Source organism: Paraliomyxa miuraensis (genome assembly GCF_026337845.1).
Lineage (GTDB): Bacteria > Myxococcota_A > Polyangia > Nannocystales > Nannocystaceae > Paraliomyxa > Paraliomyxa miuraensis.
On sequence record NZ_JAOVZF010000148.1, the window covers coordinates 263,098 to 272,683 of the forward strand.

7 protein-coding genes are annotated in these 9,586 nt (G+C 67.9%); all 7 read right to left on the reverse strand.

Translation table 11 applies throughout. The features are described from left to right. Positions 1–239 precede the first annotated feature (239 nt). Positions 240–3,866, reverse strand: coding sequence for an SUMF1/EgtB/PvdO family nonheme iron enzyme (locus OEB96_RS15700; protein WP_266216656.1), 3,627 nt, complete (start codon positions 3,864–3,866; stop codon positions 240–242). Between the two features lie 185 nt (positions 3,867–4,051). Next, entirely contained in the window at positions 4,052–5,167 is a 1,116-nt protein-coding gene (locus tag OEB96_RS15705; RefSeq protein WP_266216657.1) for a hypothetical protein, read from the reverse strand. Positions 5,168–5,199: 32 nt separating this feature from the next. Next, positions 5,200–6,348, reverse strand: a complete 1,149-nt coding sequence (locus tag OEB96_RS15710; RefSeq protein ID WP_266216658.1) for a hypothetical protein — start codon at positions 6,346–6,348, stop codon at positions 5,200–5,202. 398 nt (positions 6,349–6,746) lie between these two features. After that, positions 6,747–6,869, reverse strand: a complete 123-nt coding sequence (locus OEB96_RS15715) for a hypothetical protein (RefSeq protein WP_266216659.1) — start codon at positions 6,867–6,869, stop codon at positions 6,747–6,749. A gap of 427 nt (positions 6,870–7,296) precedes the next feature. Then, positions 7,297–8,184 carry a hypothetical protein gene (locus tag OEB96_RS15720; RefSeq protein ID WP_266216660.1) on the reverse strand — a complete coding sequence of 296 codons (888 nt, stop codon included), beginning with the start codon at positions 8,182–8,184 and terminating at the stop codon, positions 7,297–7,299. A gap of 103 nt (positions 8,185–8,287) precedes the next feature. After that, positions 8,288–8,902 (reverse strand): hypothetical protein, encoded by a 615-nt coding sequence (locus tag OEB96_RS15725; protein WP_266216661.1) that lies wholly within the window; start codon positions 8,900–8,902, stop codon positions 8,288–8,290. Further along, a partial coding sequence (locus OEB96_RS15730; RefSeq protein ID WP_323137400.1) for a hypothetical protein occupies positions 8,899–9,586 on the reverse strand: 688 nt, incomplete at its 5' end. The genes OEB96_RS15730 and OEB96_RS15725, both read right to left, overlap by 4 nt.

The following is a 9,586-nucleotide window of genomic DNA, read 5'->3' on the forward strand; positions in this document are numbered from 1 at the left end:
GCACGAGCGGCGCCCGAAGGGCTATGGACTAAACCATTGACTTGGCCGACCGCTGGCCTATGCTCGATCATGCGGTTCGACTGGGACCCGCGCAAGGAAGCAGCGAGAAGAAGCACGGCCTAGGCTTGGCGGAAGCCACGGTGCTCTTCACGAGCGGAGTCGAGTCATGACCGATGATGCACCCGAGCTCACCGATGCCGACTTCGGCCGTGCCATGACGACAAGCCAGCGCCGCCGGATCATGCGCGGCCAGACCGCGGCTTCGCCTTGTCCCTTGAAAGGCGTGAACGAGCAACGGAGCCCGGGATGGCCTGGGCAGGACGAAAGCCAAGGTCCGGAACACGACTATCGAAAGGAAACCCGACCCGACAGGCCGCTCGCGCTTCATGAACACTACCGTGCCAGCTTCCTCCGCGCCCTCCCCGTCGCACACCCACAATCGTTTGCGCTCTCATACCGCCACCGCTACAAGCCCTGGTCACGTATGGCACGAACACATCACGGCACCATTCCCAAACACTACCGTGCATATCGTGCAGCCCCCACGGGTTCGCTTCCTTCTCACGCACTGCATGCAGCCGTCCCTCCGAGTTCTCCTGGTACCATCCAAGCGCCATCGGGTCATCGCCGCAGTAGGGCTCGTCCGTCCCCGCTCGACATGCCCGCTCCCATTGCGCCTCCGTCGGCAGCACCAACCCGGCCCAGTCGCAGTACGCCATGGCCTCTTCCCACGACACCTCCACCACGGGCTGGTCGTCCTGGCTGAACCGGCGGTCGCCCCAGCTCTGTGGCTCGTTCACCCACTCTGGTCGGTCCCGGTGCTCCAAGAACAACCTATACTGTGCGTTGGTCACGGGCGTCCTCGCCAGGTAGAAGTCATCCACCGTCACCTGGTGCCGCGGGCTCTCCGGGTGGCAGGAGAACCCAAGGTACTTCTTCAAGAAATCGAAGTAGTCCTCGCCATACACATCCCGCCCCGCCTCCCCCTCCGGCGACCCCATCCAGAACGTCCCCCCCGGCACCCGCACCAGCTCCACCCCAAGCGCCAGCTCCCCGCGCATCGCCGGCTTGCGCTCGACCGCTTTGCCCCCGGCCCGCGCCGCCAACCACGCCTCGACCCTCCTCGCCGCCGCCTCGTCGAGCCCCGCCACCAGCTTCTCCAGCTCCCCCGGCCACCCCCGCTTGAGCACCTGGAGCACCGCGCCCAGCCGCTCGCCCTCCGCCTTCGCCACCGCCTCCACGAACGGCCGCGCCACCTTCCCCCGCGCCTCCTCCATGCACCACGCCATCATCTCCGAGCCCACCCATGCCGTGAACTCGTCGCGTTCGACCACCGCCTTCATGAAACGCTCGAAGATCGGCGGATCGTCCAGCCCGAGCATCAGCAGGATCACCTCTTGCCACCACCCGTCCCCGAACCGCCCCGCGAGCTCCCGCAGCACCTCGGGATCGTCGAACCCGCGTCGCCGCAGCTCCTTGGCGGCGAGGTACTCCTGGAACCCGAGGTGCATGAAGCCATACCGATCGCCGCTCCACCCGGTGAGCAGCCCGCTCTCGTCGCGCACCGATCGCAGCAGCGCCTCCGCCCCGCCCTCGATCTTCGCCTCGTGTTCCTCGGCGAGCGCCTTCTCGATCACGGGCGCGAGCTCCTTCGCCGTCGCCTGCCTTCGTTCTTCCACGTCGTGCAGCCACCGCGCCACCGGCTGCAGCACGCGCTGGGCCTCGACCGCCGGCATCGTGACCTCGAGGTCCTTCGCCTCGCGCCATAGCTCGAGCAAGATCCTCACGCACTCGTCGTAGAGCTCCACCCGCCGCTGCGGCAGCTTGCCGCGATCGCGATGCACCAGGCAGATCGTGGTGAGCAGCAGCGGATTGCGGGTGAGCATGGCCACCCGCTGGTTGCGAAAGCCCGGCTCCGCCATCGCCTCGAGCAGCTTGCGCGCGCCCTCCTCACCCTTGCGCCGGCCCAGCTCGGGATCCGTCGCCAGCGCTCCCTCGACGATCGAGAACCACCGCTTGACGAACTCCTCGCTGCGCTCGGGCGTGAGCGACCGCAGGTGCAGCTCGAGGAATTGCCCGGGGAGCCGTGCCTTCCCCCGGTACCCCGCATATCGACAGGTCACCGCGAACCACGCCTCGGTGTGCACGGCCAGCCTGCGCTCGATCCACTGCGAGACCTTGGCCCGCAGCCTCTCGTCGGCAACCTCGTCGAGGCCGTCGAGCAGGTAGAGCACCCGGCTGTGCCGATGCACCAGCTCGTGCACGAACGCCTCACAGTCCGGAAGCTCGAGCTCGGCGAGCTGCTCGACCACGAAGGCCTCGAGCGACTGCCCGGGCGAGCAAAACCCCCGCAGCGGCAGGAACACCGGGACCACGTCCTCGGGCAGCCCCAGCGTCCGCGGGCCTTGCTGCAGCACCGCCAGCAGCATCCGCCGCATCTGGGTGGTCTTGCCCGAGCCGGGGTCGCCCAGGAGCACGATCCCTCGCCGACCTCCGTGGCGCTGGGCACACGCGAACGCGCCCGCGAGGTCGACCTCGGCCTGCCCCATGCGTCCGCCGAGCACGTGGTGCTCGGCCTCGTCCGCATCGGCGAAGTCTCCGAAGCCCGAGTCCCGAAGATCGGGGTAGGCTCCGAGCGACACGTAGAGCTCGTCGAGGCGAATCGGCACCCGGATCCGCGTGTGGAAGCCGGTCAACGACACGGCATCGTGGAGGCCCTTGGCCCTGGCACGATAGTGCTCGAGCGTGGCCAAGAAAGTGGGCGAGGGATTGCGCGATTGCACGCTCACGCCGCCCTGCGCAATGTGCTTGGGCTCGGCCGCCCGCGCCTGCCGCAGCACCACCCCGCCCAGCTCGTCCTTCGCCGGCTCGAACCCCTGATCCCGATCGAACGCACGCCTCCCGGAGTGCCGCTCCACCGATCGCATCGGCCACACGCGCACCTCACCACGCGCGGTGATCCTCCCCCACGAGTACCCAACCGACAGCGACTGCTTGCGGGTGCCGTAGTGCTCGAGCCCGAAGATCGACTGCGCCTGGAACGAAGCCTGCGACGCCCCGCCGGAGATCGACTCCACCGTGCTGCGCCCCTCGTGCACGTGTCCGTACAGCGCCAGCGCGAACCTCCCCGGCCAGGACACGAGCTCGCCGTACACGGACCGCCCAGGCTCGCTCAACCACCCCGGTGGATGGTGCGTGAGCAGCAGCGAGTCGGGCACATCCTTGAACCAATCGAGCGGCCTGTCCCGCGGTGGCAACGCGGCCAAGAGCTGCTCGCGTGCGAGCGGCAGCGTTCCTTCCTTGACGTCCTTCCAGTGCCCCCATGCCGTGTTGAGCCCCACGAGCCCCAGCCGCATCGAGCCCTTCGTCACGACCACGCTCGCGTCGCCCGGCACACGCGGCGACTGGTACGGCGCCCATCCGGCGGTGCGCAGCGAGCGGACCATGCGAGCCTCGGCCCATGCCTTGTAGTGCGGAAACAGCGGGTCGAGCAGCGGCTTGCCCTTCTTCCACAGCGCGTCCGCGAGCTTGGGGTCCGCGTCGTACTGCATGGTCCAGGCGTACAGATACGGATCGTCGTCCGACCGCACCACGTCGTGATTCCCGGGCACCGCGAACACCGGCACCTCGCGCCCGAGCCACCCATTCAGCCGATCGAGCAGCGCGTCGACCTCTCGGTACTCCGCCTCCAGGCCATAGTTCGCCAGGTCCCCCGTGAACAGCACGACATCGGGCGGCCCGAGCCGCTCCGCCATGTCGCGCACGCTGTCCTCGAGCTCGACATCCACCTGCTCCCACACCGCCTTCCCCCGCTGCCCCGCGTGGAAGTCCGAAAGGTGGATCCAGGTGATCGCCTCCTCGCTCATCGTGCCCCGCCCGCTCCGCTCGCCCCATGGTGCCCGATCCCTCCGCCCGCGTCCTGCCCGCATCGAGCCCCCCCGATTCGGGCCTCCGAGCGACCCACACCTCGCATCGATCTCCACCCCCAGCCCCTCGTCGCTCACCCGCAGGACGGTCGCCGCGTTCGGACCCTGCGAGCCCGACGTGAGCCTCACTCGCAGTCCGGACCCGAGATCGACAACTCCACCGTCGCCGGGGCCTCCACGGGCCGGGTCAACCGCAGCGCATACCGTCCCGCCCGCAGCAGCACCCGCTCGAGCGGCAGCACGAGCCCCATCGATTCCTCCAGCACGATCGAGCCACATCCCATCGAGCATTCCTCGATCGTGATGGTGGCCCCAGCGGCTCCTTCCTCGACGTAAGAGAAGAACAGGTACTCTCCGTCCACGGGAATCTCGACGGCGATGGACTTCCAGATCTCGCCATCCCTGGGCCCGAGCGTGGTGGGATCGTCACACGCGACGCGCTCGGAGATCCACACCGTCTCGACTCCATCGCAGCGGGGCCGGAGTGCCGTGGGTTCCTCGCAGCCGTACAGCGGATACCGATAGTGCGCCTGGTCGCACTCGGGCTGTGTCTCGTAGTTCTCCTGGATCTCCGCCCAGGGCAGGCCCGTCACGTCCTCGAGCACCTCGATCGCTCGGTCCGGACTGGAGAACGCATTGGTCTCCTGCAAGAGCGCGGCCGTCGGCTCCGGGCCGTATCGCTCGTGCAAGTACGCCACGAAGTGGCCCGCTCGTGGGTACCAGTGCGTAGGCAGACCCCTCTCGCGGCTGGCGGCCATCACCCCCTCGAGCAGGTCCCCGTTGGATGGCACGCGGAACGCGAGCGGGGCGTCGTCCCCGAAGACCTCCGCCGTCCCCTCCTCGAAGAACAGGTGCGAGAAGCCCTGCCAACCCCGGACTCCGTGCACGATCTCGTGCTCCTGCGGAGCCACCCGCGAGTACACGCTGTCGTCGAAGGAGCAACCCAGCGTGCCCTCGTGCTCGCAGAAGGTCTCGCCGTCCTCCGATCCGTGCACGTAGACCAGCGGCTGGTCGATCTCCATGCCCATCGCATCGGCCACCAGGGCGACGTAGCGATCCATGTACGGCAGCGTGCCCGCGCACAGCTCGTAGGCCCCGGGCTGCGGGGCGTAGTCGAGCTGGGCACCGCTCCAGGTGATGGGCGGGATCTCGCGCGAGGGGTCTTCCTGTGGCGGCACGCAGGCGACCGCCCCGAGCAGGGCGGCCGAGACCCAGGGGCACTTCGATGCTCGGGACGACATGCCTTCCGCGCTCAATCTGCTCCATCGAGAGCCTACTGCCATTGCGCGGGCGTCACCATGAGCGTCCAGTGGCCCAGGCCGTCCTCGTGGCCGATGGTGAGCGTCGAGCTGATCCAGCCATTGAGCGTCTTCGTGAGCACCAACGCCGTCTCGTTGGTGGCGTTGACGACGCCTGGCACGCCGTCGCTCGCAGCGCTGACCGCGAACCACGCGCCGCCCGGGGGAATCGTCAGCGTTTGGGCCTCCTCGTCGAGCACGGCCGGGGTGCTGTCCCACAGGCGCACCGCGAAGCTGTCGATCGTCAGGGCGTGGTCCTTGGTGCCGACCTCGGCCGGGCCCGCCGCATGCAACTCGAGGTTCTCCAGCGACGACACTCCGGCCACGGAATCCACGAGTACGGCCAGCGTGGAGCATCCTCCCGGCTGGCACCCAGTGGCCTCGGAACCGAGCACGCCGAAACCCTGGACCGTGGAGCCGCCGATCGGTGGGCCTTGGAGCTCGGCGTTGCCCGAGACCAGGTGAAGGATCGATGAATCGGGATCGGGGTCGATCTCGAGGAAGAGGACACCGTCGTTGTCATCGGCCGAGTGGCACTCGTCGAGGGGCTCACCCAACGGGTGCACACCGGTCCAGTTGGCCTCCACGACGGAGATCTGCACGTTGCTGACGATGCCGGCGGGATCGAAGGACCACACCCCGGACTCGAGCAGCGTGTCGTAGCCGATGCCATTGCCATCCGCGTCACAGCTCTGCACGGTCATTCCGACCCCGGTGTGCTCGACGAACTTCTCGATGCAGTCCGTTTGGTGGTCGCGAACGTGATCCGCGATCTTGTTGACCGCGGCCCGCTTGGCTGCATCGGCGAGGGACGGTCCACCGAATGCCTCGTCGGCGAAATCACGCAGATTGGGCTCCATCGACTTGCATCCTTGCTCGGCTAGATCCGCCATGCAGAACTGCTCGTGCTCTTGCTCGCAATTCGGGAGCGAGGGGTCGTACTCCGGACAGCACGCCATCACGTGCGGGCTTCCGTAGCTGTCGCCCATGATGCCCGGACCGAACTCGAGCTCGAGCAGATCGGACACTGGCGCTCCGTCGAAGCTTCCATCGACCACGATCTCGATGATGATGTCGCCGGAGCATTGGTGCTTGTATGCGAACGAGCCGGGGACGGTCTCCATGAGGCAACGGTTGGAGGGCGTCGGACCACCTCCGGTCTCGTCGGCACCAGAGGCACCGTCGTCGGTGCCTGCGGAGTCGGTCGCACTCACGCCGACGGGTGGGTCCTGTACCGGCCCGCCGCCACTTCCACAGGCTGCGGAACCGGCCAAGAGGGCCAATGAGATCATCATGGGTTGGGGTCGCGGAGGGTGCGTGTGCATGAAGGCGAGCGTGTGGTTCCATCACTCGACAACAACTGACTCTCCTGCACATTGCCCGTGGACGTTGGTCTCAACACTACAGTTCCAACTTGATTCGCATGCGGGCCGAGGGGCTGCTCATCGCGCCGGCAACGCTCGATGGACCCGGATGGCCGGATGGCTTCGCCCTCTTGCCCCTCGCCTGATCGTGGCGCGCCTCAGTCGTGCTCACTTTGGCAGTCGAGTTGCGCCCGAAGCAGCGATCCACACGGAATCCGGTCGGCCACCGCGGGGCTCGTGCTGCGCTCGTTGCAGGCCGACAGCAACCAGATCCCTCGCATGCGTCACCGTATCACCCATTGGAGCCGCACACGGGCCTCCAAGCGACCCGCACCTCGATCCACCCCTCCGATCCACCCCTCGATCGACCTTCACCTCGATCCCTCGCCCCAATTCGAGCCTCCGAGCGACCCGCACCTCGATCGACCCCTGCGATCCACCCCCTCGATCGACCTTCATCTCGCTCACCCGCCCCAATTCGAGCCTCCGAGCGACCCGCACCTCGATCCACCCCCTCGCTCGCCCCCTGCGATTCACCCCCTGCGATTCACCCCCTGCGATTCACCCCCTCGATCGACCTCCACCTCGATCCCCGCCCCCCTGCCAGCCCCTTGCCCTACCTCCACCCACGACCCCACCACCTTCCTTCGAGAAGCCGAAGGGACGGCCAAGGCCGTCCCTTCGTCTCCCCCTTGCGCAGCACCCGCGTCAGCCCGACGCCTCCGCCCCCTCCACCGCGACCCCCTCGCCCTCGCTTCCGTCCTCTCCTTCGTTCCCCCGCCCGCCGGCCCCCCCGGCCCCGCCGGCTCCTCCGGCCTGACTCCCCCGCACCACCTCGATCGGCCGCAGCGCTCCGATCACCATCTCCAGCGACCCAGGCTCGTCCTCGTCCACCATCGTCAGCACCGCATTCGCATACCCCCCGATCGCCCGCAGCACCTTCCCTCGCACCCGCCCCAGATCCCCCGACTTGCGAGCATCCCGGCTCATCCGTGCCTCCACCATCCCGTCGTACAGCGGCTGGCATGCTCGCAACATCACCAGGATCTCCGGCCCCAGCAGCGCGTCGATCTCCGCCCCCAGCTCGTGCTTGTCGATCACACGCAGGATGCTCGCCATGGTCTGCGCCTGCTCGGGGAACGGCGCCCTCGTGAACAAGAGCCCCTCGCTCCCGAACAACCGGCCCGACAGCGCCCGGGCACGTCCCGCCCGATCCCCCGCGCTGGCCACCGCCTGGGCGATCGCGCTGCGCTTGCCGTGCCCCTCGGACAGCCGCGTCAGCTCGTGCCGACCAAGCCCCGCCAGCGCCTCGAGACCATTGCGGAGCATCCCCCACAGCCCATCCGCGAGCCCATCGAGCGCGAGCTCTCCCGAGAGATCGACGGGCACCGACTCCTCGCGCCGGGCATCCACGGCCTCGTCGCCCTCGTCGAGCACGCGCTCGAGCTTGATGGCGGAGCGCTCCACGGCCTCGGGCGCCCCGGCCGGCTTGACCTGCAACAGCGCCCGACCCAGCGCGAGCGCCTTGAGCAGGTTGAGCACGGGTGCGCGTTGATAGGGAGTGGGATCGAACGTTTCGAAGGTGACCGACGACACGGCTCGCAGGATAGGGGCCGAGCTACCAATGCCAAGGGTTCGAGTTGGGCCACGGGGGGCGACGTGGGGACAGGTGCACCAACGAAGGCCGGAGTGCTCTCCTTCACTCGCATGGCTCCGTCGGCTCTTCGCCCTCGCAATAGTCGACCTGAATGATCCCGGGCGTCGTGCACTTGTCGACCCAGCACGACGCGCCGGGGCGTATGACGGTGAATGCGACCCCGCTGCCATCATAGTCGAACTCCAGCTCACGACATGGCTGGATGAGTCGGACGCGGAGCATCTCCACGTCCGGATCCGCCATGAATCGTAGGGAGCTTTCGCCTTCTCCCGGTCGCAGGCTCAGCCATCCATCCTCCGATGGATCCCACTCGTAGGCGATTACGATCGGTTCTTCGAAGTGGCAGTCGTCGTAGAACATCGTCGCCCGTGAGTCGGGACGGATCTCGAAATTGATGAGCGAGAAGTCACCGAGAGGGTCACCGCGTTCGCCGAACGGGAGAAACACGTTCTCGAAGTGATAGCGGCCGATCCAGTGGGAGGCGTCGAATGGCTCTCCGGTACTGGCATCAATCCCGTCGTCCACGCCCGAGGACGACTCGTCGGCCGAGCTCGAGGAGGCTTCGGTGTTGGGCTCGACCAAGTCCGTGTCGGCGCACTGGCAGCCGACGGTTGAGACGAGCACCAGGAGTATCGGGGTGATCGAACGGAAGGTCATGCAGTTCTCCTTCGGCGCTTCGCGCCGAACAGCAACGACGACAAGAGGGTGAACCAGCCGCCGCGCGAGGCCCCGGCTCGGCAGTCGCAGCCGTCGGGATCGGCCTGCACGCCGGCCGTCTCGGTCTCGGCCGGGCTCGTCGACGACGAGGACTCCTGCGGCTCGAAGGTCCCCGCGGTGGTATCGAGGGCGGGCATCGTGCACTCCGAGACGTCGAGGAGGCAGGCGTCCTGATCGCAGCTCAGTGTTCCGCCCGCGTACTCGGGCATCGCGTCGCAGCTCGCGTACAGCCACTCCGTGCCATCGCACGTCTCGCTGCCCTCGCGTACGCCGTTGCCACACGCCTCGCAGGACATTGGAGCCGGCGCGGCGCAATCGCGGAACCCGTGGGCGCACGCCACGGCGTTGAACTCGTCATACGCGGTCTGGCCGTAGTTGCACGACACGTAGGTGGCCATCGATGCGATGAGCTGCTCGTACGTGAGCGCGTTGACTCGCATCGCGTAGAGCAGCGCCTCGGTGGTTGCGTCCGCGGGCGTCACGCCCGGTGCCCAGTCCACCGATACGCAGGCGAACGGAGGCATGGGCTCGCAGCGCTGCCCGTTGAGCATCTGCCAGAACGCCTGGAACAGGCTGTGCGTGCGGTAGCCCGGGCCCTTGTCGCATGCTCCGGTCGGCTTGGGG

What these genes read in the sequence shown, in the direction of transcription:
- OEB96_RS15700 (WP_266216656.1), bottom strand. Translation starts at nt 3,866, where the DNA reads ATGAGCGAGGAGGCGATCACCTGGATCCACCTTTCGGACTTCCACGCG.
- OEB96_RS15705 (WP_266216657.1), bottom strand. Translation starts at nt 5,167, where the DNA reads ATGTCGTCCCGAGCATCGAAGTGCCCCTGGGTCTCGGCCGCCCTGCTC.
- OEB96_RS15710 (WP_266216658.1), bottom strand. Translation starts at nt 6,348, where the DNA reads ATGGAGACCGTCCCCGGCTCGTTCGCATACAAGCACCAATGCTCCGGC.
- OEB96_RS15715 (WP_266216659.1), bottom strand. Translation starts at nt 6,869, where the DNA reads ATGCGAGGGATCTGGTTGCTGTCGGCCTGCAACGAGCGCAGCACGAGC.
- OEB96_RS15725 (WP_266216661.1), bottom strand. Translation starts at nt 8,902, where the DNA reads ATGACCTTCCGTTCGATCACCCCGATACTCCTGGTGCTCGTCTCAACC.